We start from the raw sequence: 25,864 nt of genomic DNA, 5'->3' as shown, positions 1-25,864 counted from the left end.
GCGGCAGACAGCCCGCCGACGGGGGAAGATCGGCGGGCTGTCGTCGTACCGCAGTGGCTCGTGGGGGCGGTGGTTCTTCCCCTCCTAGCGGTGGTTCTTCCCCTCCTAGTGGAAAGAGTGCTCCTCGGCCGGGTAGGCCCCGCCGACGACGTCCTCCGCGAAGGCCCGCGCCGCGTCGCCCAGGCCCTGGCGCAGCCGCGCGTACTGCTTGACGAAGCGCGGCACCCGGCCGTCGGTCATGCCCGCCATGTCCGTCCACACCAGCACCTGGGCGTCGCAGTCCGGACCGGCGCCGATGCCGACGGTGGCGATGTGCAGCGACCGCGTCACCTCGGCGGCCAGCTCGGCCGGGACCAGCTCCAGGACGACCGCGAACGCGCCCGCGTCCTGGACCGCCTTGGCGTCCCGCAGCAGCTGCTGGGCCGCCTCCTCGCCGCGCCCCTGGACCGGGTAGCCGCCGTAGGCGTTGACGGACTGCGGGGTCAGCCCGATATGCGCCATGACCGGGACGCCGGACTGGACCAGCAGCTCGATCTGATGGGCGGAGCGCTCCCCGCCCTCCAGCTTCACCGCGCCCACGCCCGCCTCCTTGACCAGTCGGGTGGCGTTGCGCAGCGCCTGGACCGGGCCCTCCTGGTACGAGCCGAAGGGCAGGTCGCCGACGACGAGGGCGCGCCGGGTGCCGCGGACCACGGCGGCGGACAGCAGGGCCATCTCGTCCATGGTGACGGGCACGGTGGACTCGTAGCCCAGATGGCAGTTGCCCATCGAGTCGCCGACCAGCAGCACCGGGATGCCCGCCTGGTCGAAGACCGACGCGGTCATCGCGTCGTAGGCGGTGAGCATCGGCCACTTCTCGGCGCGCTCCTTGGCGGCCGCGATGTCACGGACGGTGATGCGGCGGGAGCCCGTGCCCCCGTAGAGCGCCTTCTCGGACTGCTTTCGCGCAGGATTGACGTGCGTCATCGCTACGGCTCCTGTTCATCATCTCGAGGCGCCCTGACGGCGTCCCCGGACCAACCCCATGCTGGCACGGCTCCTGCCGGGGCGAAAGTGGGCCCGGCCGTCCACGGCCCGACCGTCCACGGTCCGTCGGCCCAAAGTCTCGCAAAGATTTTCCAATACGAGACGGTCTCGTATCGTAAAGCGCCTAGCCTGGGCGGCATGGCAAGCCCATCCAGCACCCAGGGCGTCCCGGCCGGGTCCGGCGTCCCCGAGGCGGTCCACCGCAGGCGCTGGGCGATCCTCGTCGTCCTGATGTTCAGCGTGCTGGTCGTCGTCCTCGACAACTCGATACTCAACGTCGCGATGAAGACCATCGCCTCGCCGAAGCCCACCGGGCTCGGCGCCACCCAGAGCCAGCTCGAATGGGCGATCAACTCCTACACGCTGGTCTTCGCCGGGCTGCTGTTCACCGCGGGGATCCTCGGCGACCGGATCGGCCGTAAGAAGGTCCTGCTCGGCGGGATGGCGGTGTTCGGCATGGGCTCGGTGCTCGCCGCCTTCTCCGGATCGCCCGGTGAACTCATCGGTTTCCGGGCGCTCATGGGCCTCGGGGCCGCGTTCGTGATGCCCGCGACCCTCGCCATCCTGGTCAATGTCTTCGAACGCGAGGAGCAGGCCAAGGCGATCGGCATCTGGGTCGCCGCCGTGGGGCTGGCCATCGCCATCGGCCCGATCACCGGTGGACTGCTGCTCGAACACTTCTGGTGGGGTTCGGTCTTCTTCGTCAATGTGCCGATCGTGATCGTCGGACTGATCGCGATGGTGGTGCTCGTCCCCGACTCCAGGGACCCCGCGCCCGGCCGGGTGGACCCGCTGGGCGTGCTGCTGTCCGTCGTCGGGCTCGTCCTGCTGGTCTACGGCATCATCAAGGGCGGCCAGCTCGCCGACTTCACCGATGCCCAGGTGCTGGGCTCGATCGCCGCCGGGCTCGCCGTCCTGGCCCTGTTCGTGGTGCACGAGAAGCGCAGCGACCACCCGGCCATCGATATCGGCTACTTCCGCAACCCCGCCTTCTCCGCCGCCATCGCCGCCGTCGCCCTGGTCTTCTTCGCCCTCATGGGCGTGACCTTCTTCATGGTCTTCTACACCCAGAGCGTGCGCGGCTACAGCGCCCTCGAATCCGGGCTGCTGATCCTGCCGCTGGCCGTGGCGCAGCTGATCTTCGCCCCGCGCGCCCGGCTGGTCGTCGAGCGGTTCGGCGCCCGCGCGGTGTGCACCTGCGGGATGCTGCTGGTGGCCGCCACCATGTCGGGATTCCTGCTGCTGGGCGTGGACACCCCGATCGTCGTGCTCGAGGTGCTGTTCTTCGCCCAGGGCACCGGAATGGCACATATCATGCCGCCGGTGACCACCGGGATCATGCAGGCGCTGCCGCGCCACAAGGCCGGCTCCGGCTCGGCCCTCAACAACACCTTCCGGCAGGTCGGCGGCGCGCTCGGGGTCGCGGTGCTGGGCTCGGTGCTCTCCGCCGCCTACCGCGACCGGATCCGGGACACCCTGGCCGCCGTGCCCGGTCTGCCCGAATCCGTACAGCGCTCGGCGGGCGAGTCCGTCGAGGCCACCATGGGGGTCGCCGAGAAGCTCGGGCCCAGGGGCCAGGCGCTGGTGGGCCCGGCCCAGGACGCCTTCGTCCACGCCATGCACATCACCGCCCTCGGCTCGGCGGGCGTCGCCGTCCTCGGCGCGCTGGTCGTGCTGGCCTTCCTGCCCGGCAAGGAAGGCTCCGGCCGGGCCCCCGACGACGGGCGGCCGCGTTCGCGGGAGGAGGCGTCGGCCGACCGATGACCGCACCGGAGAGCTCCGCGCCCAGGCTTCGCGGCCGCCCCCGCAGCCCCGCCGCCGACGCCGCGATCATCGAGGCCGCGCTGCGGCTGCTGGAGGAGGGCGCCTCGGTGGGCGGTCTTTCGATCGAGGGGATCGCCCGCGAGGCGGGGGTCGGCAAGGCCACCGTCTACCGCCGCTGGCCCGGTAAGGACGCGCTGATGCTCGATGTGCTGCGCTCCCTGGAGGAGCCCAGCCCCGAACCGGCCGGGGTCTCGGTGCGCGACGACCTCGTCGCCATCCTGGAGTTCATGCGCCGGCGCGGGCTCGCCAAGCGCAACTCCGCCCTGCTGCGCAGCGTCATCACCCAGATGCACGCGCACAAGGAGCTGTGGCGGGCCTACGACGAGAACGTCATAGCGGCCCGCCGCGCGAGCCTGCGCGCCGTGCTGCGGCGGGGCCGGGAGAGCGGTGAGATCCGCGCCGATGTGGATCTGGAGCTGCTCGCCGACCTCTTCACCGGCCCGATGCTCACCCGCGCCATGCTCCACGAGTGGAAGGAGCTGCCGGAGGGGCTGGCCGAACGGATCGTCGACACGGTCCTCGAAGGGGTCTTCCCACGCCGTTGAGCTCCGTTGAGCTCCGCTGAGCGGTTTGTGCCTGTTGTGTCACAACACCCCCTCCCGGGGCGGGACGTGGAACTCGGGTCCGTCGTCCCATCGTCCTCGGATGGGGAGCACCCCAACCGGGGGCGTCGGGAAAAGGCCTGGTCATCACCTAGGGTCGTAGTCCAAGGCGCGGCAGTTGAGGCAGTGAGGGACAGCGAATGACGCAGGCGCACACGCAGGAGACGGGACAGCTCGGGGACGCGCCCCAGCGATCGGGCTCCCGGATCGGCCGCCTGTTCGACCGGCTCCGGAACGATCGCGGCATCTGGCGGCGCGGACTGGTGCTGGCGGCGATCGCGGTCCTGCTCGCCCTGGTCATGATCTTCCACGCCGACATCCCCAACCGGGTGGGCAACCTCGGCTCGCTGCTGGAGACCTTCCTGCCGTGGCTGGGCCTGTTCCTTCCGGTGCTGCTGGTGCTCGGTCTGGTGCGGCGGTCGGCGAGCGCCGTGCTGGCGCTGGTGCTGCCCGTCGCCGTCTGGCTGAACCTCTTCGGCGGGCTGATGTTCTCCGACAAGTCCGGCGGCGGCGGTGAGCTGACCGTCGTCACCCACAACGTCAACGCGGAGAACGCCGATCCGACCGGCACCGCGAAGGACGTGGCCGCCTCGGGCGCCGATGTGGTGGCCCTGGAGGAGCTGACGGACTCGGCCGTGCCGACGTACGAACGGGCCCTGGCCGGCACCTACCGCTACCACACCGTGCAGGGCACGGTGGGGCTGTGGAGCAAGTACCCGCTGTCCGGCACCAAGCCGGTGGACATCAAGCTGGGCTGGACGCGGGCGCTGCGCACCGCCGTCGCCACCCCGCGCGGTGAGGTCGGCGTCTATGTGGCCCATCTGCCCTCGGTCCGCGTGAAGTTCAACGCGGGCTTCACCGCCGGGCAGCGTGACGACAGCGCGGAGGCGCTGGGGCAGGCCATCGCCCGGGAGCCGCTGGACAAGGTGATCCTGCTCGGCGATCTGAACGGCACCATGAACGACCGCGCGCTCGCCCCCGTCACCGCGCAGATGCGGTCCGCCCAGGGCGCGGCGGGCGACGGCTTCGGCTTCAGCTGGCCCGCCTCGTTCCCGATGGCGCGGATCGACCAGATCATGGTGCGGGGGCTGGATCCGGTCTCGGCGTGGGCGCTGCCCAGGACCGGGAGCGATCACCTTCCGCTGGCGGCGTCGGTCGACTACTGAGCCCGGCCGTTCGGGGGCCGCCGGGTGACACAGCTCACGGGGCGCCCGGCGAGATCTTACGTGCCGTTCATCTTGGGGATCTCCTCGGGAACATTCTGCGTGAGAGACTTTGTTCAGCTAGAGAACATATGCTTCCCCGCACGCTTCTCCTTCGTTTGAAAGGTCTCTCATGCCCCTGGCCCTGCTCGCCCTTGCTGTGAGCGCCTTCGGCATTGGTACTACCGAATTCGTGATGATGGGCCTGCTGCCCAATGTCGCGAATGATCTGGACACCTCGGTGCCCACGGCCGGATACCTCGTCTCCGCCTACGCCATCGGAGTCGTGGTGGGCGCTCCGCTGCTGACCGCCCTCGGTTCCCGTATCCCGCGCAAGCGGATGCTCGTGTTGCTCATGGCGCTCTTCACGGTCGGCAACCTCGCCTCCGCCCTCGCCCCCAACTTCGGGCTGCTGATCGCGGGCCGGGTGCTCGCCGGGCTGCCCCACGGCGCGTTCTTCGGCGTCGGCGCGGTGGTCGCCGCGCGGCTGGTGACCGAGGACCGGCGGGCCCGCGCGGTCGCCACCATGTTCCTCGGGCTGACCATCGCCAACATCGTCGGCGTCCCCGTGGCCACCCTCCTCGGCCAGAACCTCGGCTGGCGCGCGACCTTCCTGGTCGTCGCCGCGATCGGCGTGGTCGCCATGGCCGCGCTCGCCCGGCTCGTCCCGCGGATCTCCCATGAGCAGCACGGCGGGCTGCGCCAGGAGCTCGGCGCGCTGCGCGACCGCCAGGTGCTGCTGGGGCTGCTCACCGCCGTCTTCGGCTTCGCCGGTGTCTTCGCCGTCTACAGCTACCTCGCCTCGATGATGACCGAGGTCACCGGGTTCGGGGAGTCGACGGTCACCCTGGTGCTGGCGCTGTTCGGCATCGGCATGACGCTGGGCGCCCTGGTCGCAGGTCCGCTCACCGACCGGGCGCTGCGGCCGACCCTCTACGGCTCGCTGGCGGCGCTGGCCGCCGTGCTCGTGGCCTTCGACTTCACGGTGCATGTGAAGTGGGCGGCGCTGCTGTCGGTCGTGGTGCTGGGCGCGGTCGGCTTCATGACCACGACCCCGCTCCAGATGCTGGTGATGAACAAGGCCCAGCACGCCCCGACGCTGGCCTCCGCCTCCAACCACTCCGCGTTCAACCTGGCCAACGCCGGCGGTGCGTGGCTCGGCGGCGTCGCCATCGCGGCGGGCTGGGGCTGGACCTCCCCGACGCTGGTCGGCGCGGTGCTCGCGGTGATCGGCCTCGCGATCGCGCTGATCGCGGGGCTGACGGATCGGGGTCCGGTGGGTGGCTCGCGGGTTGTCGCGAGTAGCGAGTCGCTGCCGCAGATGTCTGAGGTGAGCTGAGCCAGGGGGCGCGGCCGTGACGCCTGCGGCGAGCCGCCCCCCTCCCCACCCCTCCCCGAACCCATGGCTCCGCCCCGGACCCCGCTGGGGCTCCGCCCCGGACCCCGCTGGGGCTCCGCCCCGGTCCCCGGGCTGGGGCTCCGCCCTGGGCCCCGAGCCGGGTTGTGCGCCGGGCCCCGAGTTGGGGTTGTGCCCCAGGCTCCGAGTTGGGGTTGTGCCCGGGTCCCTGAGCCGGGCTCTGAGCTGGGGTTTGTGCGCCGGGCCCTGAGTCGGGCTCTGCCCCGGTCCCCGAGTTGGGTTTGTGCGCCGGGCTCCGAGTTGGGGCTCTGCGCCGGGTCCCGAGCTGGGCTCTGCCCCGGACCCCGAGCTGGGCTCTGCCCTGGGCCCCGAGCTGGGTTGTGCGCCGAGCCCCGAACCGGGTTGTGCCCCGGGTCCCGAGCCGGGCTGTGTGCCGGGCCCCGAGTTGGGGTTGTGCCCCGGGCTCCGAGTTGGGGTTGTGCCCGGGTCCCTGAGCCGGGCTCTGAGCTGGGGTTTGTGTCCCAGGCCCTGAGCCGGGCTCTGCCCCGGGCCCTGAGCCGGGCTCTGCCCCGGGCCCTGAGCCGGGCTCTGCCCCGGGCTCCGGGCCGGGGTTTGCTCCTTCCCGCAGTGTCGATGTGCGGTTCGCCCCTTCCCGTAACCAGGGGCGGAGCCCCTGGTTACGGGAAGGGGCGGGGAGGGGAAAGATCCGCCGGACACCCCGTAGGCGCCGCTACCCGAGCCGCCGTCGTACGTAGCTGGTCGCGCCCATGCGGCGGAGCCGCATATCGACACAGCCCGCGCCACTTCAGGGCGCTCCCGCCCCGTCTCGCTTGACTTTGACATCCATGTGAGGCTTTAGCGTCCCCGTCATCAGCCGTGAAACGTAAGGACACACCTGATGACCAGCACCTCACCCCTGGCCCGCATCGTCCGGGGCACCGGACCCGGACTGCTGCTCGCCCACGGCGGGACCGGCTCCATCGAGGGGAACTACGGCCCGATCCTGGACGGTCTCGCCGAGCGTCACCGCGTGGTCGGCCCCGACTATCCCGGCTCCGGCCGCACCCCGCGCGCGAGCGGGCCGCTGGACCTCGACACCCTCGCCGATCAGCTGGTGGCCACGGCCGTCGAGGAGGGCCTGGACACCTTCGCCATCGCCGGATACTCCCTCGGCGGGCCGGTCGCACTCCGTGCCGCCACCCGCCATCCGCAGCGGGTCACCGCGCTGGTGCTGACCGCGACCTTCGCCCACCCCAGCGCCCGGATGCGGCTCCTGGTGGACGACTGGCTGCGCCATCTCCGTTCGGGCGACCAGGAGGCGACCGCCCGCTGGACGGCGCTCATGGGGGCGGGCGCGCCCCATCTGGACCGGATGACGCCCGAGGAGCTCGCCACGGTGATCGAGGGCGCCCGCGCCTCGGTGCCGCCCGGCGCGATCGACCAGGTCGAACTGGTCGGCCGGATCGATGTCCGCGAGGACCTGGGCCGGATCCGGGTGCCCACCCTGGTGATCTCCACGACGCTGGACGCGATGGCCACGCCGTACCACCACCGTCAGGTGGCGGACGCGATTCCCGGGGCGCGCCTCGCCGAGCTGGCGTCCGGCCATCTGCCGTTCGCGGAGGCGCCGGATGCGTGGCTGGGGCTGATCAGGGCGTTCCTGGACGCCCAGAAAACGCGGTCATAGGGCGTGGTCATGGGGCGTGGTCATGGGGCGCGGTCATAAGGCGCGGTCATACGGCGCCGCCGTAACGCCCGCCCAAGACGCTCAGACCTGTTCCCGCCAGCGGTTGGTGATCGGCAGCCGGCGGTCCTTGCCGAAGCCCTTCGCGGAGATCTTCGTGCCCGGCGGGTACTGCCGCCGCTTGTACTCGGCCGTGTCCACCAGCCGCAGGATCCGAGTCACCAGCTCGTCGTCGTAACCCGCCGCCACGATCTCGGTACGCCCCTGGTCACGGTCGACATACAGCTCCAGGATCCGGTCGAGGACGTCGTAGTCGGGGAGCGAGTCGGTGTCCACCTGGCCGGGGCGCAGCTCGGCGCTCGGCGGCTTGGTGATCGAGTTCTCGGGGATGGGCGGGGTCTGGCCGCGCTCCTCCGCCGCACGGTTACGCCATTTCGACAGGCGGAAGATGGAGGTCTTGTAGACGTCCTTGATCGGGCCGTACGCGCCGACCGAGTCCCCGTAGAGCGTGGAGTAGCCGCAGGCCAGCTCGGACTTGTTGCCCGGGGCGAGGACGATATGGCCCTCCTGGTTGGAGATCGCCATCAGCATCGTGCCGCGCAACCGCGACTGAAGGTTCTCCTCGGCCAGCCCGGTGAGGCCCAGGGAGCCCATATAGGCGTCGAACATCGGGGCGATCGGGACCGTGCGGAAGTTCAGCCCGGTGCGCCGCGCCAGCTCGGCCGCGTCGTCGATCGAGTGCTCGGAGGAGTAGCGCGAGGGCATCGCGACGCCGTACACGTTCTGCGCGCCGACCGCGTCACAGGCGATGGCGGCGACGAGCGAGGAGTCGATCCCGCCGGAGAGCCCGATCAGCACACTGCGGAATCCGTTCTTCGCGACGTACGCCCGCAGCCCTACCACCAGCGCCGTGTAGATCTCCTCGTCGTCCCCGAGCCGCTCGGCCTCGCCGCCCGCGAGCTCCGGCTCATAGCGGGGCAGCGGGTCGGCGGAGAGGGTGACGTGGTCGACGCGGAGCCCGTCGTCCACGACCCCCTCGGGGACCGAGCCCGGGTCGGCGGCGGGCAGATCGAGGTCGAGCAGCACACAGCCCTCGGCGAACTGCGGGGCCCGCGCGATGACTTCGCCGTCCCGGTCCACGACGATCGAGTCGCCGTCGAAGACCAGCTCGTCCTGGCCGCCGATCATGGCCAGGTACGCGGTCGTGCAGCCCGCCTCCTGGGCCCGCTTGCGCACCAGGTCCAGCCGGGTGTCGTCCTTCTCCCGCTCGTACGGCGAGGCGTTGATCGACAGCAGCAGCCCGGCCCCCGCCGAGCAGCTGGCCGGCACCCGGCCGCCGTCCTGCCACAGGTCCTCGCAGATGGCGAGCGCCACGTCGACGCCGTGGACGCGGACCATGGGCAGGGTGTCGCCGGGCACGAAGTAGCGGAACTCGTCGAAGACGCCGTAGTTCGGCAGATGGTGCTTGGCGAAGGTCAGGGCGACCGCGCCCCGGTGCAGCACGGCGCCCGCGTTCTGCGGCGACCCGGCGGGCTGGCCGTAACGCCGGGCGCGCTCGCTGCGGTCGAGGTAGCCGACGACCACCGGCACCTCGCCCAGCCCCTCGGCGTTCAGCCGCTCGGCGAGCGAGTGCAGCGCGGCCCGGGACGCCTCGACGAAGGACGAGCGCAGCGCCAGGTCCTCGACGGGGTAGCCGGTCAGCACCATCTCGGGGAACGCCACCAGATGGGCGCCCTGCTCGGCGGAGTGCCGGGTCCAGTGGAGTATCGATTCGGTGTTGCCGTCGAGGTCGCCGACGGTCGAGTCGATCTGGTTCAGAGCGAGGCGAAGTTGAGGCACGCGCCCAGTGTAATCGTCTGTCTGACGCGATAGCCGGGGGTGTCTCCCTTCTCACGCCGGTCGCGTCCGGCTTCACTTCTGGTAGCCGAGGATGGTCATCATCCCGGACTCCGAGTGGTAGACGTTGTGGCAGTGGACCATCCACAGCCCCGGGTTGTCGGCGTCGAGGTCCACGTTCACCTTGTGGTGCGGCAGCAGGACCGTGGTGTCCTTACGGGGGCCGCCGTCCGGCAGCGCGAAGGTGTGGCCGTGCAGATGGACCGGATGCCACATGTCGGTGCCGTTGATGAACGAGATCCGCACCCGCTCACCCTCCCGCACCGGATAGCGTTGCGAGGGGTCGTACGGCCGGCCGTTGATCGCCCAGTCCCAGCGCCGCATCGAGCCGGTGAGCCGCATCCGGATGATGCGGTCGGGCTCCTTGGGCGTCAGCCTGACGTCCTCCGCCGCCTTCAGCCGGTCCGCGGTGAGCAGCTCGCCGTCCAGCTCCTTGGGGCGCGGGAACTTCACCGGGTTCTTGCCACGGGTGCGCAGTACCGCCATCGCGGACCGCCCCTTGCCCTCGGCGATCACGGCGAGCGGGAAGACCCCGTCTTTGACGGTGACCAGCACGTCGTAGCGCTCGCCCATGCCCAGCAGCAGCGCGTCCGTCTTGGCCGGTACGACGGGGTAGCCGTCGGTGTGGGTGACGGTCATCCGGTGGCCGCCGAGGGCGACGCGGAAGGCGGTGTCGCCGCCCGCGTTGATGATGCGGATACGGATCCGGTCGCCGCGCTTGGCGCGGAAGACCTGCGGGGACTCTGGGCTGCGGCCGTTGACCAGGTAGTAGGGGTAGGTGACGTTGCCCGCGTGGCCGCCCAGCAGGCGGCTCTCCATGGGCGGGGTCGGGGCCTTCTTCCGCGCCGTGGGCCGGGTCCGGTCGCGTTTGGAGGTGCCCTTGGGGGTGCCTTTGGCGGTGGCCCCGGCAGTCGCCGTGGCCTTGGCGGTGGCCGTCGCCGTGGCCTTGGCCCCGCGCTTGCCGTCGCCTGCCGCGGAGGCATCGCCCATCGAGCCGTCGCCCATCGAGCCGTCGTCCATCGCATGGCCGACCGTGCCGCCCTTGCCCGCGTTCAGCCGCTCGAACTCCTTGTCCGGGGTGCGGCCGCCCACCCCGTCGAGCCAGTCGTCCAGGACGACGACCCACTCCTTGTCGTACTTCAGCGACTCCTTCGGATCCTCCACGATCAGCGGTGCGTACAGCCCCCGGTCCAGCTGGACGCCCGAGTGCGGATGGATCCAGTACGTGCCCGGGTAGAACGCGGTGAAGCGGTAGTCGAAGGCGGCGCCGGTCTTGATCGGCCGCTGGGTCACCCCGGGGACGCCGTCCATGTCGTTGCGCAGCCGGATGCCGTGCCAGTGCAGCGTGGTGGGCTGCGGCAGGTTGTTGGCGAGGGTGAGGGCGATCGTGTCGCCCGCCGTCACCCGGATCTCCCGGCCCGGCACCTGGTCCTCGTACGCCCAGGACGTCACCTTGCGGGCGCCGATGTCCAGGGTGGTCGCGGTGGCGGTGAGCCGGAAGGTGCGTACCGGGCCGGGGCCCCGCCGCCGCTCGGCCGCGGCGACCTCCGGGCCGTGGGGGGAGACGTACTGCGCCGGGGTGTCGTCCGCGGCCGCGCCGGGCCTGGCGGGGGCGCCCATCGCGTTGCCGTCCACGCCCTCGGGACCTCCGGCGCGGGGGCGGGGGCCGGGGGAGCCGCAGGCGGCGAGCAGACCGCTGCCCGCGGCGGCGATGCCCGTGCCGAGCACGGCACGGCGAGTCTTTTCGTGCATGAGTCAGTACCCCAATGCTGATATGTGCCGGATGCGTGAGGGTCGGCGCGTCCACCGCCCCGCCGGGAGGGCGGGCGGCCGACGCGCCGCTCTATGCGCCGCATCAGCGATCGGCTCCGGGGTGAGGGGCTTCGCCGCATCGCCGCCTCCATCTGACCGTTCTGACCTTCAGATCATCATCCGACCGTTTGATCATCGTGATAATCGGCACCCTACCCCCAAGGGGTATGGAGCCCCGGCAGGCGCCACGGAGGGGACGGAACGGTCGGGTCCGGGACCGGCCGGGTGAAAGTACGATGCACCCATCGTGGTGAGGTGAGGGGAGACCGGGGCGACCGGACGAAACCTGCGTGAAATCCCGCCGCGTGATACTGGGGATGCGGAAGGTGCCCCGCGCCCGCGCAAAGAGCCGTTTGACCTGCAAGGATTGGGGACCATGGATAAGCAGCAGGAGTTCGTGCTCCGCACGCTCGAAGAGCGCGACATCCGGTTCGTACGGCTCTGGTTCACCGATGTGCTCGGCTTCCTCAAGTCCGTGGCCGTCGCGCCGGCCGAGCTCGAGGGCGCCTTCGACGAGGGCATCGGATTCGACGGCTCCGCGATCGAGGGCTTCGCCCGGGTCTACGAGTCCGACATGATCGCCAAGCCGGACCCGGGGACGTTCCAGATCCTGCCCTGGCGCGCCGAGGCCCCCGGGACCGCTCGGATGTTCTGCGACATCCTGATGCCGGACGGCTCGCCGTCCTTCGCCGACCCCCGCTTCGTCCTCAAGCGCATCCTCGCCAAGACCTCCGACCTCGGGTTCACCTTCTACACCCACCCCGAGATCGAGTTCTTCCTGCTCAACCAGAAGCCGGTGGACGGCACCCGCCCGGTGCCCGCCGACTCCTCGGGCTACTTCGACCACACCCCGCAGAACATCGGCATGGACTTCCGCCGCCAGGCGATCACCATGCTCGAATCGATGGGCATCTCGGTCGAGTTCTCCCACCACGAGGGCGCCCCCGGCCAGCAGGAGATCGATCTGCGCTACGCCGACGCGCTCTCCACCGCCGACAACATCATGACGTTCCGCCTGGTCATGAAGCAGGTCGCGCTGGAGCAGGGCGTACAGGCCACCTTCATGCCCAAGCCGTTCTCGGAGTTCCCCGGCTCGGGCATGCACACCCACCTCTCCCTCTTCGAGGGCGACCGCAACGCCTTCTACGAGTCCGGCGCCGAGTTCCAGCTCTCCAAGGTGGGCCGCTCCTTCATCGCGGGGCTGCTGCGCCACGCCGGGGAGATCTCCGCCGTCACCAACCAGTGGGTCAACTCCTACAAGCGCATCTGGGGCGGCTCCAAGCGCACCGCCGGCGCGGGCGGCGAGGCCCCCTCCTACATCTGCTGGGGCCACAACAACCGCTCCGCCCTCGTCCGCGTCCCCCTCTACAAGCCCGGCAAGACCGGCTCCACCCGCGTCGAGGTCCGCTCCCTGGACACCGGCGCCAACCCCTACCTGGCCTACGCGGTCCTCCTCGCCGCCGGCCTCAAGGGCATCGAGGGCGGCTACGAACTCCCGGCCGGCGCCGACGACGACGTCTGGGCCCTCTCCGACGCCGAACGCCGCTCCCTCGGCATCGAGCCCCTCCCGCAGAACCTGGGCGAGGCGATCGACCTCATGGAGCGCAGCGAACTGGTCGCCGAGACGCTCGGGGAGCATGTCTTCGACTTCTTCCTGCGCAACAAGAAGCAGGAGTGGGAGGAGTACCGCTCCGAGGTGACGCCGTTCGAGCTGCGGAAGAACCTGCCGGTGCTGTAGCCACGGGGCTTGGGCGGGCGCGGATCGGGCCCGCCCCGCCGGTCGTCACCGCCCGGACCTGCCGCTTCGCCCTCGGGGTCGCTTAGGCTCGTCAGCGGCGCCTTTGATCACGGGTGTGCGCGTGGTCGAGCGGCGCGGAGTCGACCAGGACGGGAGGCGGCGGGATGGCCGTACCGCAGGGACGCAGGAGCAGCAACATCACCCGGCTGCTGCGGCACGGTTTCACCGACGCCTCGGCCGCGCAGCGGCTGCTGGACGCGCCCGAGCTGGCCGCGGTGCGGAGCGATTCGGTGCTGCTGGAGGCGCTCGGCGCGACCGCCGATCCCGATCTGGCGCTGCTCGGGCTCGTACGGCTCGTCGAGGCGCTGCCCGAGGAGGACGCGGAGGAGAAGGAGGACGGCGGGCAGCGGGCCGGGTCCCGGCAGGCGCTGCTGGACACCCTCGTCACCGCCAAACCGCTGCGCGACCGGCTGCTCGGGGTGCTCGGCGCCTCCGAGGCGCTGGGCGACCACCTCGCCCGCCACCCGGGCGACTGGCACGCCCTGGTGACCTATGAGTCGGCCGATCTGCACCCCACCACCCCCGAGTTCGAGCGGGCCCTGGCCGAGGGGGTCTGGGGCGCGCCCGGGGCGGGGAGGCCCCGGCCCGACGCGCTGCGCGTCGCCTACCGCCGGGCGCTGCTGGCCATCGCCGCCCGCGATGTGTGCGGCACCACCGACATCACCCAGACGGCCGCCGAACTGGCCGACCTGGCGACCGCCACGGTGCGGGCCGCGCTGGAGATCGCGGCCGAGGAGCAGCCGCAGGACGCCGCCGCCTGCCGGCTGGCCGTGATCGGCATGGGCAAATGCGGCGGCCGCGAGCTCAATTACGTCTCCGACGTGGACGTGATCTTCGTGGCGGAGGCCGTCGAGGGCGTCGAGGAGGGCGAGGCGGTACGGGCCGCCACCCGGCTCGCCTCGCGGCTGATGCGCGTCTGCTCCGACGTCACCGTCGAGGGCACCATCTGGCCCGTCGACGCCAACCTCCGCCCCGAGGGGCGCAACGGCCCGCTGGTACGCACCCTCTCCAGCCATCTGGCGTACTACCAGCGCTGGGCCAAGACCTGGGAGTTCCAGGCGCTGCTGAAGGCACGTCCGATGGCGGGCGACGCCGCGCTCGGCCAGGCCTACGTGGACGCCCTCGCGCCCATGGTCTGGCAGGCTGTCGAGCGCGAGAACTTCATCCCCGACGTCCAGCAGATGCGCCGCCGCGTGGTCGAGAACATCCCCGTGTCCGAGGTCGACCGCGAACTCAAGCTGGGCCCCGGCGGGCTGCGCGACGTCGAGTTCGCCGTCCAGCTGCTCCAGCTGGTGCACGGGCGGTCCGACGAGTCGCTGCGCAGCGGTACGACGCTGGACGCGCTCGCCGCCCTGGCCGCCGGCGGCTATGTGGGGCGTACCGACGCCGCCGCGCTGGACGCCGCGTACCGCTTTCTGCGCACCATGGAGCACCGGCTCCAGCTCTACCGGCTGCGCCGCACCCATCTGATGCCCGAGGGCGAGGCCGACCAGCGCCGCCTCGGCCGGTCGCTGGGGTTCCGCACCGAGCCGGTGACCGAGCTGGGCACCGCTTGGCGGAGGCACGCCCGCGAGGTGCGGCGGCTGCACGAGAAGCTCTTCTACCGGCCGCTGCTGGACGCCGTCGCCCAGCTCCAGCCCGGTGAGATCCGGCTCAGCTCCGAGGCGGCCGGTCAGCGGCTCACCGCGCTGGGGTACGCGGACCCGGCCGGTGCGCTGCGCCACCTGGAGGCCCTGGCGTCCGGGGTGACCCGTAAGGCGGCGATCCAGCGGACGTTGCTGCCCGTGCTGCTGGGCTGGTTCGCCGACTCCGCCGACCCGGACGCCGGGCTGCTGGGCTTCCGCAAGGTCTCGGACGCGCTGGGCAAGACGCCCTGGTACCTGCGGCTGCTGCGCGACGAGGGCGCCGCCGCCGAGAACCTGGCCCGGGTGCTCTCCGCGGGGCGGCTCGCCCCCGACCTGCTGCTGCGCGCCCCCGAGGCGGTCGCCCTGCTCGGCGACCCGGAGGGGCTGCGCCCGCGCGGCCGGGCTCATCTGGAGCAGGAGGTGCTGGCCGCGGTCGGCCGCGCCGACGGCGCCGAGCAGGCGGTCGCGGCGGCGCGCGGGGTGCGGCGGCGCGAGATGTTCCGTACGGCGGCCGCGGACATCATCGAAAGCGCCCGGCTGGCCAACGGCGAGGTGCGCCCGACCGTGAGCTGGCCGCCGTCGGGCGATCAGACACCGGGCCGGGCCACCGGGGCGGCCGCCCCCGCACCGGCCAAGGCGCCCGAGGTCCCCAGCGCCCTGCGGGACTCCGAACCCCATGTGCCGGCCCGGCCCGCCGCGCCCGCCGCCGAACCGCCAGTGGACGACGCGATGCTGATCGACATGGTCGGCGACGCCCTCTCCGATCTGAACGCCGCGGCCCTCGCCGGGGCCCTGCGCGCCGCCGTCCGTGACACCTGGGGTGATGAGCTGCCCACCCGCTTCGCCGTCATCGGTGTCGGCCGCTTCGGCGGCCATGAGCTCAGCTACGGCTCGGACGCCGATGTGCTCTTCGTCCACGAGCCGCGCGAGGGCGCCGACGACCAGGAGGCCGCCCGCGCCGCCTTCGCCGTGGCCAACGAGATGCGACGGCTGCTCCAGCTCCCCACCGTGGACCCGCCCCTGCTCATCGACGCCGATCTGCGCCCCGAGGGAAAGTCCGGGCCGCTGGTGCGCACCCTGGCCTCGTACGCCGCCTACTACCGCCGCTGGTCGCTGGTCTGGGAGAGCCAGGCGCTGCTGCGCGCCGAGCCGGTGGCGGGCGACCCCGGGCTCGGCGAACGCTTCATCGAGCTGATCGATCCGCTGCGGTATCCGGCCGAGGGGCTGGGCGAGGACGCGATCCGCGAGATCCGGCGGCTCAAGGCCCGGATGGAGTCCGAGCGGCTGCCGCGCGGGGCCGACCCCACCACCCACGCCAAGCTGGGCCGCGGCGGTCTCAGCGACGTCGAATGGACCGTCCAGCTGCTCCAGATGCGCCACGGCTGGGCCGAGCCGGGGTTGCGCACCACCCGCACCCGCGAGGCCCTGGCCGCCGCCCACGCCGCCGGGCTGATCTCCACCGAGGACGCCCAGACCCTCGACGAGGCATGGATCCTCGCCAGCCGGGTCCGCAACGCCGTCATGCTCGTCCGCGGCCGCCCCGGTGACACCTTCCCGACGGACGTGCGCGAACTGGCTGCCGTGGGCCGGTACTTGGGCTACGGCCCCGGCCACGTCGGCGAGATGCTGGAGGACTACCGCCGCACCACCCGCCGGGCGCGGGCGGTGGTGGAGCGGCTCTTCTACGACTACGAGAGCTGAACGAGGATCGGCGCCACCCCTGGACCCCGGAGCCGGGTGGAGCCCAGCCACGTGGCGGAGCCGCATATCGATGCCGCGGGAAGGGACGGAGCCCCGGTTCGGGGTCTTGGGCACAGCCCCGGGCCGGGGTCTGGGGCGGAGCCCCGGTTCGGGGTCTGGGGCGGAGCCCCGGTTTCGGGAAGGGGCGGGTAGGGGAACAGCCCGCCGCAGGCGTCAAGATCCGCCGGACACCCCTAGCCGTCCGAGGGCAGGGTGACGCGCAGCGGACCGCAGCCGATCCGGTCGGCCTCCGCGGCCACATAGCGGGGGAGGATCGTACGGATGTCGGCGGGGCGCCGGCCGCTGTCCGCCCGGATCAGGAAGGTGACCGGGCCAGTCTGGCACTCGGCCTGGAACAGCCCCATGTCGTCGCGGACGAAGCCGTGTCCGTCCTGCTCACCGGCCTTGACCCGTTCCTTGGCGCCGTCCCCGGACAGCTGCTCGTAGAGCACCGCGAGCCGGGGATCCTCGACCGTCATCAGCCGCAGTTCGGGATGGTCGAAGAGCACCCGGCGGTCGCAGGTGCGCACCGGCCCCGCGCCCCGGGTGACCAGGGTGCGGCCCAGCGTGCCGTGCGCGTAGCCGCGGGGGAGCGGCAAGCCCTTGACGCCGCACATGGCGTCCTTCTTCTCGTCCAGGAACCGCGGCGGCTCCGGCATCCGGCGCGTCGGGTCGGCGATGGTGCCCGTGCACCCCTTGTCGGCCATGTAGTGGTTGACCAAGGTGACCACGGCACGGGCGAGTCCATCCCTGGCCTCGGTGTTGACCTCGTCGTCGTAAATCGTCCAGCCGGTCGCCAGGTCGATCACGGTGGGGCCGTCGGCGACGCCCAGCCGACTCGGTCGGCCGATGCAGCCGTCCGGCACCGCGAGCCAGGCCCGGGTGTCCGAGGCCATCCCCAGCAGCCCGTCGCCCAGCGGGGTGAGCCGCGCGGACAGGAACTCATCGGCCCACTGGTCGCCCGCGCCGCCGAACCGGGTGTCCAGCTGATGCGCCTGGACGGTGATCCGCGATCCGTCGGAGGTCAGCAGACACTGGCCGGACGAGCCCTTGGCGCCGATGCGATCGCTGGTGATGGGCAGCTCGGAGCTCTTGACGTCCTCTTCGCCGCCGGATTTGCCGTCGAACAGCGCCGCCGCATCGTCCCGGCTGAACGCCCCCCAGCAGGCCCGGTCGTCCGCGAACGGACCCGCCTCGGCCCGCCAGGCCACCCCGGCGCCGCCGAGCAGCGCTCCCACGATGGCTCCGACCACGGCCATGATCACGGCCAGCCGCGGCCGGGAGCGGGCCACGCGCCGCCAGTGCCACCAGGGGCGGCGCCGCTCGTGCAGCGGCACGCGGGTGCCGCTCTCGTTGCTCTCGTTGCTGTTGTCGTTCTCGGAGTCGTTCATCGGCTGGAACCCCCAGGTGCGACGGGCGCGCAACCGACGCGTCGCGCCACGGCGTCGGCGAAGGCGGCGAAGTACGGAGTCGTCTCGCGCAGCGAGGGGGCGAGCATCAGCACGGTGAGCGGGCGCCCCGCGCAGTCGGCCCGTACGACCTTGTAGTCGTCGGCGAAGACCCCCGTACCGCGCCAGCCGCGCGCCGGTGCCTTGCTGCCCGTGGCCCCGTCGAACAGCGCGGAGAGCCGCGGCTGGGCCACCATCAGGGCGTCGAAGTACCGGCCGTCACCGTGCTGCGTCCGTACCGAACAGGACTGGAGATCCCGGGTGACCGCGCCCACCTGGTACTCCAGGTCGCGGGCCGCCTCCTCGCCGAACTCCAGGCCCCTGATCCGGCAGGCCCGGGTGAAGAAGTCCTCATCCTCCTCGGGCAGTGTGGGCATGGGCGAGACGGCCTCGAGCGGCTTCGCCGGGGCGCAATCCGCCTTCTCCATCGCGCGGTTGGCCGCCGCGACGAGCAGCCGGGCCACGGACTGGGAGCCGCCGAGCCCCGCGTCGCCCGAGATGGTGGAGTCGGTGTAGACCGACCGCGCCATCGAGTCGAGCGTCACCGCGGTCGGCCGCCCGTCCTCGGTGTCGCAGCCCTTGGGCAGCACCAGCAGCGCGTGCCGACCGTCGGTGGCGCCCGGCAGCCCGTCGGGCAGTGGCATCGCCCGGTCGCCGAGGTAGCCGCCGATCCACTCCATGCGCTCGGCGGCGCCCTCGGGAGCGGGCCCGTAGGTGACCGTGATCTTGGTCTCCTCCACGACCTTGCTGCCGTCGCTGCTGTCCGCGCGCTCGGAGTGGAGCGCCACGGTGCACCGACCGCGCTGGCGCCGTGGTGTCGGCGCGGTCTCCTTGGACGTACGGCTGGCGCTGTCCCCGTCCAGCGCGTCGCCGCTCAGGAACTCCGGCCCGCTGTCCTCTTTCCACGCACCCCAGCAGTAGGTGTCTTTCCCGTCGAACGGCCAGGTGTCCGTGGCCCACGTCCCGACCCCGGCCACCGCCACCAGCACCGCGACGGCGCCACCGATCGACACGGCCCGGCGGCGTGCGCCGCCCATCAACTGTTTCATCAATGACCTTCCCCCGTGTGGTCGCCGATCCTACTCAGCGGCTCCGCGCACGACGTGAAGAGGCCATGGCAATTCCGTAGGCGTCAGCGGCTGCTCGCGGCGGGTGGCTGGTCGAGCCGCACGGTGAGGGTGACGCGCCCCTTGCCATCCACGTCAGCGACGGCATGCCCGGTCCGGCCGCTCCCGTCCAGGTCCAGCGATATCGGCCAGCCCTCACCGGTGAAGTTGCGCCACCACAGCTTGCGTTCGGGCATGGCGACGGAGATCGTGACGACATTGGCGGCGCGCCGATAGGCGACCGGCGTACTGAAGCTGCGCCCCGACCGCCGCCCCGTATAGGTCACCACCGTGAGCCGCCCGCTCACCCACCGCCCCCACCGCGGAGAGGCGCGCAGCCCGACCATCCAGGCATTGAACCGGCCGGTGACCCGCTTCGGAAGCGGCCCTTTGTACCGCACACCATCCTCCAGGCGCCGAGGGACAGGGAGTTGTGGCGTCACGGTAGCTCCACGGATGGCACCCACTGGTCCTTGCGGCCCCGAAGTGAGAGAGACGAGCCCCGAGCTCTCTCGTGTACGTCGGCGACTGAGCGACTCGACCGCTCATGAACTGGCCCCGCTGACCTGGAACCACACTGCTTTCCCGGGACCGTGTCCCGTTCGGTCCGGTGCTGGGGCCGGTGGTGCGGTGCGGGTTTCGTTTCGCGCCTTCGGCGCCATTGAGCATGGGGGACGGGGGTGGGGGGCGCGGGCCTCGCCGCCGGCCGTCGGGCCGGTGGTGGTGCGTCCCGGTGGCGGCTCCTGCGGTCTTGGGCTGGGACCCGGCCGACTGACGGCCCCTCCGGGTACCCCTTCCGAAAACGCTTGATCTGAAGCAACTAATTTGTCAAACGTTTTTCAGGGGGGTACCCCACCCCCTCGGTGGTCCGGCATCGGCACAAGCCCCTGAGCACGGGAGCCGCCACCGGCCCCGCCACTCACGGCCCGGCGGCCGGCGACGCCACCCGGGCCCCCACCCCCGCCCCCATGCTCAAAGGCGCCGAAGGCGCGAGACGAGACCGTCAGTCGCCCGGCGGCTCCCAGACCGCGCAGTCGTGGGCGAACACAACGCGGCGGGGGTCGAAATCGAGGAGGTGGTCCAGCCAGGGGCGGTACGGGGGGAGGGGCTGGGCCACGCCATCGAGGGCGGCCCTGCGGGCCAGGTGGTCCGAGGTGAGCTCGGAGGCGAAGTCGTGGGCTTGACCGGCGAGGATCACCGTGCCGTCGGACTGGCGGACCGCCAATGACTGATGGCCGTCGGTGTGGCCGGGGGTGGGGATGATGTGGACGCCCGGCCAGATCTCGGTCTCCCCGGCGAGTTCCTCATACGTGGCGCCGGGGAAGTCCAGCAGCTCGGCGAACGTGTAGTCGCCCCCGCGAGCGGTGGCCAGCTCCACGTCCTGGACCAGGATTGGCCTGCCGCCCAGCAGGGGGTTGCCGCCGCAGTGGTCGAAGTGGAGGTGGCAGTTCACGACCAGGGAGACGTCCGCGAGGGTGACCCCGGCCGCCGAGAGCGCGTCCGGCAGGGGGCGGCGACGGGGGCGGTAGTGCGCCTCGGTCTCGGGGTCGGCGGCGCCGATGCCGGTGTCGAAGAGGATCAGCCCACGGTCGTGCCGTACGAGGTAGGCGAGTACGGGTTCGACCCGTGGCCGCGGTCCGCCGGTTTCGGGGGCGGGGCGGACGAAGTAGCCGAGGTCGAGGCGGCGTACCGCTGTGTCGTTGGCCATCTCGCCATGGTCGCGCGGCGCATAGCGTGCCCGCTCGGTGCTCTGCCGGGAGCAGAGCGGCTAACGGTGGGCCAACAGGGCGGTGGCGATGGTGACCTGGGCCGGTTCCAGGGTGGCCTTGCCGTCTTCGATGTCCCAGAGGGCGTTCTGTAGGACGCGGCCGAGGGTCCAGCCAGTGGCCCGCCGCCGATCCAGGCCGAGGGCCTCGGTCAGCAGGTCGAAGCGGCGGAGTACCGCACGGGTGGGGTCGCCGGTGGCCAGGACCTCGTCCCAGCGGTTGTCCAGCGCCGGGAGGAGTTCGAAGCCGGGGTCGCCGGTGAGCGGTTCGGGGTCGATGGCCAGCCAGGGCTCGCGTTCACCGGCGAGGATGTTGTCGTAGTGGAGGTCCCAGTGCAGCAGCCGGTCTCCGGGCTCGTCGAGCAGTTCGGCCACGGCGGAGGCGCAGGCGCGGACCAGCCGCTGTTCGGCCGGGTCGCGCAGGGCCGGTACGGCGTCGGGCGTCTGCTCGAGCATGGTGGCGGCGATCTCGGACAGCCGGCGCAGGCCGCCGGGGGCGGGTACCGAGGTCAGCCGGGCCAGCAGATCGGCCAGGACGCGCATCGCGGCGGTGTCGTCGGGCAGCGAGGAGAGCGGACGGGACGCGTCCAGGCGCTCCAGCAGCATGGTGCCCGTGTCCGGGTCGTGGTCGAGCAGGAGCACCACGCCGTTGCCGTTCCAGGTCCGCAGGCCCAGTGGGGCCCCCTCGGTCTCCTCCCCGACCTGCTGGAGTTTCAGGACTGCGGGAGTTCCGTCCGCGCCGGTCACCGGGAGGACGAGCGAGGCCATGCCATGGGCGGCGAGACCGGCCGGGCGCAGGTCCCAGCGGTCGAGGAAGTCCTCGGCCAGCCGGGGCAGCGCGGCGAGCCAGGCGCGTCCGGCGGTGTCATGCTCGCCGAACGACGCGGCGAAGGCTTCGGGGACGTCGATGCGTCGGATCGGTGGGGTCATCCGGAGTGGTCTCCGGTGTCGGATGAGCGCAGGTAGTTGTAGACCGTGGCGCGGGAGACCCCCAGGAGTTCGGTGACCACCTGGACCGAGTGCTTCACCTGGAGGTAGCCGCTGGTCTTGAGAGTGCGGACGAGTTCCTTCTTGGCGGGGGTGCCCAGGCTGCGCGGGGTCTGGCCGCGGGCGGCGGCGAATTCCTCGATGACGGTGCGCAGCTCCGCGGCGGTGCGGGCGCGGAGGGTTTCGGTGAGCGGCTGTTCCTGCTCATCGGTCCGTACGAGGTTGTTGAGGCTGCGGGCGGCGCTCGCGAAGAGGGAGACGTCCAGGTTGAGGCAGATGGCGGCGACGTACTGGCCCGCGCCGTTCTTGATGCCGATCGAGGTGCTCTTCGCCGGGCGGCCGTCCGGGAAGCGGTTGGCGTAGTTCTGGACGATGTCGGGGAAGCCGGGGTCCCGCATCCGGGCCAGGCCCAGCTCGGTGGCGGGCTGGCCCACCTCGCGGCCGGAGAGATTGCTCTCGATGGCGCGGATGGACTGGTCGGGGTTGCGCAGATCGTGGAGGACCACCTCGCACAGCCCGGGGAACATCCGGCCGAGGGCGACCACGATCTTCTCCGCCTCGCGGAGCAGCAGCTCGTCCTCGGGTGTTCCCGTCGTCTCCTGACGCCTCTCCTCGGTCATCGCTCATCGCCCTCCGGTGCGAAGAGCTCCGTCATCGTCGGCGTCGCCTTCAGGCCCGACCCGGTCAGCAGCACCACCGTGGTCTCACCGGGGCGGATCGCGCCCCGAGCGCGGAAGACCTCGATCGCGGCGGCCGCCGTCGCGCTGGTCGGCTCCGCGTAGAGCCCCATCGCGGCCAGCCGGCGGACCGCCCCGGCGATCGCGTCCTCCGGGATGGCCGCCATGTCGCCGTCCGAGCGGCGGATGGCGCGCAGCACCTCGGGGAAGCGGACGGGCTCGCGGATGGCCGTGCCCTCGGCGATGGTCGGGGCGTGGAGAGACGGTACGGGGGTCTCGGTGCCCGCGCGGAACGCGGCGTGCAGCGGGGCGCAGTGGGCGGGCTGGGCCACCAGCAGCCGGGGGCGGCGGGCGATCTGGCCCGCCGCGAGCAGTTCGGAGAAGCCGAGGTCGCAGCCGAGTACGGTGCTGCCCGCGCCCGCCACGGTCACCACGGCGTCCGGTGCGGCGAAGCCCAGGTCCTCCCACAGCTCGTACGCCAGGGTCTTGGTGCCCTGGAGGAAGAAGGGGTGCCAGTTGTGGCTGGCGTAGTACGTATGGGCCGACTGGCGCAGCGCCTCCGCCGCGGTGGCGTCCCGATCGCCCGGCACCAGCTGGACCTCGGCGCCGTAGGCCCGGCTCTGGAGGATCTTCGCGGGGGAGGTGGTGGCGGGGGCGAGGATCCGGGCCCGGATGCCGGCGGCGGCGCAGTACGCGGAGACTGAGGCCCCGCCGTTGCCGGAGCTGTCCTCGATGACCTCGCGTACGCCGCGCTGGGCGAGGAGCGAGATCATCACGCTGGTGCCGCGGTCCTTGAAGCTGCCGGTGGGGCTGAACCACTCCAGCTTGAAGAGAATCCGATCCTCTCCCCAGCTCTTCTCGACCAGCGGGGTGCACCCTTCTCCCAGTGACACCGGGGCGTCGATGCGCACCGGGAGGGCCGCTCGGTAGCGCCACAGTGACCGGGCCCCGGTGTCCACCTGCTCGCGGGTGATGCCGGGCAGTGCGGAGACGGTGAGGGGAGCCCCGTCATCGCCGCACCAGCGAGGGTCGTCGATCGGGTAAGTGGCGCCGGAGCGCTCGTCGACGTAGCGGGGTTCGGATCCTGGTTCAGCTCGCACCTTGGATATTTTGTTTAGTTGTGTATAGCCAGTCAAGGGCGTGGCGGGCCGCTCGAGCCCAGGGCGAGTGCGGTGCGAGGGCCGCTCAAGGGTGGGCGAACAGCCGTTCAAGCACCACCGCGACCCCGTCGTCCTCGTTCGCCGGCGCCACCTCGTCGGCCATCGCCTTCAGTTCCGGATGGGCGTTGCCCATCGCGACCCCGTATCCGGCCCAGCCCAGCAGCGGGATGTCATTGGGCATGTCGCCGAACGCGATCGTCTCGGCGGGGGTGAACCCCATGCGGTCGGCGGCCAGTTGGAGCCCCACCGACTTGTCCGTCCCGGCCGGGAGCACCTCGATCATGCCCTTCTCCGAGTGGGTCACCGCCACCTCGCCCGCGCCCACCCGCTCCGCGGCCGCCGCGACCAGCCCGTCCGCCACCGTGCGGTGGCGCATCAGCACCTTCTCGATCGGCGCCGCCCACAGCTCATCCCGCTCGGCCAGCCCCCACTCCGGACGCATCCGGTCGGTGAAGCGGGAGGTGACGACGAAGCGGTTCTCGGGCGCCGCGGTCACCACGGCGAGCTCCAGCGGCCCCGCGCCCAGCGCCTCCTCGGTGCGCTCCACCACCGACCGGGCCAGCTCCCGGTCCAGCGACGCGGAGACCAGCAGCCGGTCCGCGGAGGCGTCGTACAGCTGCGCGCCCTGTCCGCACACCGCGAGCCCCCGGTAGCCGATCGCCACCAGGAACTCCCGGCAGGACGCGGCCGGGCGCCCGGTCACCACCAGATGCCGCGCCCCGGCGGCCCGGACCAGGGCCAGCGCCGCACGGTTGCGCGGTGAGACCGTCAGATCCCCGCGCAGCAGGGTGCCGTCGAGGTCGGTGGCCACCAGCGGGAAGCGGGGCCGCCCGGCGGTACGGGGCCGGGGGAGCAGTACGCCCGGGGACCCGGAGGCGGACGCGGATACGGAGGAAACGGCAGCGGTGGCGGCGTCGGCGGTGTGCACGGTGGCCGGTGGTCCCTTTCGTCACGCTCATCGTGCTCATTCCGCGTCGAGTCAGCGCGACACATGGAGCCCCTGAACCATGTCGACATGTGAACTCATGTCGACCTTGCGGAACAGAGAATGGCGGCTCCGCCGGGGACGATCAAACCGTGCAGATCACGGCCACCTGCTTCGGCAGCCGGTACGGCAGCGAGCCGTACCACGCGCACGACAGCGCGAAGCCGAAGGAGAGACAGATGACCCCGCCGACCGCGTCCATCCAGAAGTGGTTGGCGGTGGCGACGATCACCAGCAGCGTGGCCGAGGGGTAGAGCAGCCCCAGCGCCTTCACCCACACCGGGCGGGCCAGCGTCGCGATGGTCAGACCGCACCACAGCGACCAGCCGATGTGCATCGAGGGCATCGCCGCGTACTGGTTCGACATATCGGCGAGGTTCCCCGAGGCCATCGAGCCCCAGGTGTTGTGCACCACCACGGTGTCGATGAAGTGGCCGCCGCTCATCAGCCGGGGCGGGGCCAGCGGAAAGAAGTAGTAGCCGAGCAGGGCCACGCCGGTGGTCGCGAAGAGCGCCAGCCGGGTGGCGGCGTAACGGCCCGGATGCCAGTGGTAGAGCCACACCAGCACGCCGAGCGTCACGATGAAGTGGAGCGTGGCGTAGTAGTAGTTCATGCCCACGATCAGCCAGCTGACCGAGTCGATCGCATGGTTGACGCCCCGCTCGAAGGCCATTCCGAACCGGTGCTCCCACTCCCAGATCCAGCTCGCGTTGCGCAGCGCCTCCGGGCGCTGTTCCGGGACGGCGTTGCGGATCAGCGAATATGTCCAGTAACTGACGGCGATGAGGACGATCTCGAACCAGAGCCGGGGCCTTCTTGGGGTACGCAACCGGTCCATCAGGGTGAGGCCCGGTGCCCGCTCCGCGTCGGTGTCCGCGATGGGTGCCGGGGTGGCTGTACGGCCTGCCGTGGTCCTGATCGTCGCTCCACCCATAGGGCAACAGTCTGCCAGACGACGTCCACCCGCAGATCATCCGCGGCATCGGGTCTTGGTTGCTTATGTCCTGGTCCGGGGGGTCCTCCAAGGGGCGTATGCCCCTATACGTCCACCGGCTGTCGGGTCACTGGACGAGGCCCCGGGACGGGGGCTTTCCCCTACCCGCCCCTTCCCACAACTGGGGCTCCGCCCCAGACCCCGCTCCTCAAGCGCCGGAGGGGCTGGAAGGCGGG

General features: G+C 71.8%; 19 protein-coding genes. 7 read left to right on the top strand and 12 right to left on the bottom strand.

What is annotated here, in order from left to right; all coding sequences use genetic code 11:
• Positions 1–105: 105 nt before the first annotated feature.
• Positions 106–966 (bottom strand): 3-methyl-2-oxobutanoate hydroxymethyltransferase, encoded by an 861-nt coding sequence (gene panB / locus ACJX2R_RS16920; protein WP_413100773.1) that lies wholly within the window; start codon positions 964–966, stop codon positions 106–108.
• 198 nt (positions 967–1,164) lie between these two features.
• Between panB and ACJX2R_RS16915 the strand changes: the two genes are divergently transcribed.
• The 5 genes from ACJX2R_RS16915 (at position 1,165) to ACJX2R_RS16895 (ending at position 7,698) form a co-directional block, all read left to right on the top strand.
• Positions 1,165–2,790 carry an MFS transporter gene (locus tag ACJX2R_RS16915; RefSeq protein WP_413100772.1) on the top strand — a complete coding sequence of 542 codons (1,626 nt, stop codon included), beginning with the start codon at positions 1,165–1,167 and terminating at the stop codon, positions 2,788–2,790.
• On the top strand, positions 2,787–3,395 hold the full coding sequence (locus ACJX2R_RS16910) for a TetR/AcrR family transcriptional regulator (RefSeq protein ID WP_413100771.1): 609 nt from the start codon (positions 2,787–2,789) through the stop codon (positions 3,393–3,395). Before ACJX2R_RS16915 ends, ACJX2R_RS16910 begins: the two co-directional genes overlap by 4 nt.
• Positions 3,396–3,592: 197 nt before the next feature.
• Positions 3,593–4,618: an endonuclease/exonuclease/phosphatase family protein gene (locus ACJX2R_RS16905; protein WP_262703327.1), complete on the top strand. Its 1,026-nt coding sequence runs from the start codon at positions 3,593–3,595 to the stop codon at positions 4,616–4,618.
• 169 nt (positions 4,619–4,787) lie between these two features.
• Entirely contained in the window at positions 4,788–5,993 is a 1,206-nt protein-coding gene (locus ACJX2R_RS16900; protein ID WP_413100770.1) for an MFS transporter, read from the top strand.
• Positions 5,994–6,909: 916 nt separating this feature from the next.
• On the top strand, positions 6,910–7,698 hold the full coding sequence (locus ACJX2R_RS16895) for an alpha/beta fold hydrolase (protein ID WP_413100769.1): 789 nt from the start codon (positions 6,910–6,912) through the stop codon (positions 7,696–7,698).
• An 81-nt stretch (positions 7,699–7,779) separates the two neighbouring features.
• Here the strand turns inward: ACJX2R_RS16895 and ACJX2R_RS16890 are convergent, their stop codons facing one another.
• Both ACJX2R_RS16890 and ACJX2R_RS16885 read right to left on the bottom strand, forming a co-directional pair.
• A complete protein-coding gene (locus ACJX2R_RS16890) occupies positions 7,780–9,534 on the bottom strand; it encodes an NAD+ synthase (RefSeq protein ID WP_413100768.1) in 1,755 nt (584 codons plus the stop codon).
• A gap of 72 nt (positions 9,535–9,606) precedes the next feature.
• Positions 9,607–11,343, bottom strand: coding sequence for a multicopper oxidase family protein (locus ACJX2R_RS16885; RefSeq protein WP_413100767.1), 1,737 nt, complete (start codon positions 11,341–11,343; stop codon positions 9,607–9,609).
• Between the two features lie 436 nt (positions 11,344–11,779).
• Between ACJX2R_RS16885 and ACJX2R_RS16880 the strand changes: the two genes are divergently transcribed.
• Both ACJX2R_RS16880 and ACJX2R_RS16875 read left to right on the top strand, forming a co-directional pair.
• Positions 11,780–13,141, top strand: a complete 1,362-nt coding sequence (locus tag ACJX2R_RS16880; protein ID WP_167501255.1) for a glutamine synthetase family protein — start codon at positions 11,780–11,782, stop codon at positions 13,139–13,141.
• A 164-nt stretch (positions 13,142–13,305) separates the two neighbouring features.
• Entirely contained in the window at positions 13,306–16,527 is a 3,222-nt protein-coding gene (locus tag ACJX2R_RS16875; RefSeq protein WP_413100766.1) for a bifunctional [glutamine synthetase] adenylyltransferase/[glutamine synthetase]-adenylyl-L-tyrosine phosphorylase, read from the top strand.
• Positions 16,528–16,760: 233 nt separating this feature from the next.
• On the opposite strand, the gene ACJX2R_RS16870 is transcribed toward ACJX2R_RS16875, so the two are convergent.
• The 9 genes from ACJX2R_RS16870 to ACJX2R_RS16830 form a co-directional block, all read right to left on the bottom strand.
• A complete protein-coding gene (locus ACJX2R_RS16870) occupies positions 16,761–17,957 on the bottom strand; it encodes a hypothetical protein (protein ID WP_413100765.1) in 1,197 nt (398 codons plus the stop codon).
• Positions 17,954–19,063, bottom strand: a complete 1,110-nt coding sequence (locus tag ACJX2R_RS16865; RefSeq protein WP_413100764.1) for a hypothetical protein — start codon at positions 19,061–19,063, stop codon at positions 17,954–17,956. Before ACJX2R_RS16865 ends, ACJX2R_RS16870 begins: the two co-directional genes overlap by 4 nt.
• Before the next feature lie 83 nt (positions 19,064–19,146).
• Positions 19,147–19,521 (bottom strand): hypothetical protein, encoded by a 375-nt coding sequence (locus tag ACJX2R_RS16860; protein ID WP_413100763.1) that lies wholly within the window; start codon positions 19,519–19,521, stop codon positions 19,147–19,149.
• Positions 19,522–20,123: 602 nt separating this feature from the next.
• On the bottom strand, positions 20,124–20,828 hold the full coding sequence (locus ACJX2R_RS16855) for an N-acyl homoserine lactonase family protein (protein WP_413100762.1): 705 nt from the start codon (positions 20,826–20,828) through the stop codon (positions 20,124–20,126).
• 60 nt (positions 20,829–20,888) lie between these two features.
• The gene (locus ACJX2R_RS16850) at positions 20,889–21,815 is read right to left on the bottom strand and encodes an aminoglycoside phosphotransferase family protein (RefSeq protein ID WP_413100761.1); all 927 of its coding nucleotides are present in this window, start codon (positions 21,813–21,815) and stop codon (positions 20,889–20,891) included.
• Entirely contained in the window at positions 21,812–22,492 is a 681-nt protein-coding gene (locus ACJX2R_RS16845) for a transcriptional regulator (RefSeq protein WP_413100760.1), read from the bottom strand. Before ACJX2R_RS16845 ends, ACJX2R_RS16850 begins: the two co-directional genes overlap by 4 nt.
• The gene (locus tag ACJX2R_RS16840) at positions 22,489–23,649 is read right to left on the bottom strand and encodes a threonine synthase (protein ID WP_413100759.1); all 1,161 of its coding nucleotides are present in this window, start codon (positions 23,647–23,649) and stop codon (positions 22,489–22,491) included. Before ACJX2R_RS16840 ends, ACJX2R_RS16845 begins: the two co-directional genes overlap by 4 nt.
• Positions 23,650–23,734: 85 nt before the next feature.
• Entirely contained in the window at positions 23,735–24,637 is a 903-nt protein-coding gene (locus ACJX2R_RS16835) for an HAD family hydrolase (RefSeq protein ID WP_413100758.1), read from the bottom strand.
• A 142-nt stretch (positions 24,638–24,779) separates the two neighbouring features.
• Positions 24,780–25,628, bottom strand: a complete 849-nt coding sequence (locus ACJX2R_RS16830) for a phosphatase PAP2 family protein (RefSeq protein WP_262706181.1) — start codon at positions 25,626–25,628, stop codon at positions 24,780–24,782.
• Positions 25,629–25,864: the final 236 nt, after the last annotated feature.

The organism is Streptomyces sp. Inha503, from assembly GCF_047215865.1.
GTDB classification, from domain to species: domain Bacteria; phylum Actinomycetota; class Actinomycetes; order Streptomycetales; family Streptomycetaceae; genus Streptomyces; species Streptomyces lycopersici.
Note: the sequence above shows the minus strand (reverse complement) of the source record. Positions and strands in the feature narration are given on the sequence as shown.